At 76.3% G+C, this 460-nt stretch carries 1 pseudogene; it reads right to left on the bottom strand.

Annotated elements, in window-relative coordinates:
* Positions 1-311: 311 nt before the first annotated feature.
* Positions 312-460 (bottom strand): annotated as a pseudogene (locus AOK08_RS47920) (UDP-glucose 4-epimerase GalE); the annotation flags it as partial.

The raw sequence follows: 460 nt of genomic DNA, 5'->3' as shown, positions 1-460 counted from the left end.
GTGCATTGGGGCCGAGCGGGCTCAGGCGGGGTGCACTCAGGCCGGACGCACTCGGGCGGGCAGGGTGCGGCTTGGGTGGCCCACTCGGACGGGGTGGGCTTGGGCCGGGCGCACTGGGGCCGGAGGCACTCAGGCGGTGAGGGCTCGGGCCGGACGCACTCGCGCCGGACGCACTCGGGCCGGACGCACTCGGGCTGGGCGGGGCGCGCTCGGGCCGGAGGCACTCGGGCCGGACGCGCTCGGGCCGGGCGCACTCGCGTCGGGTGAGGGGCGCCGGATGACATCGCGCCGGTGAAGTCGGCCCGGGTGGACTAGGGAGTCGTCGTCCCCGCCTCCGGATGCAGGTGGAGCCAGCCCTCCCAGGCTGAGGTGATCATGTCCTGGACGTCGTGCTTCGCCTTCCAGCCCAGCCTCGTGGCGATGCGCTCGGCCGAGGCCACGACCCTCGCCGGGTCGCCCG

Source organism: Streptomyces graminilatus, assembly GCF_001418565.1.
GTDB lineage: Bacteria > Actinomycetota > Actinomycetes > Streptomycetales > Streptomycetaceae > Streptomyces > Streptomyces graminilatus.
Note: the sequence above shows the minus strand (reverse complement) of the source record. Positions and strands in the feature narration are given on the sequence as shown.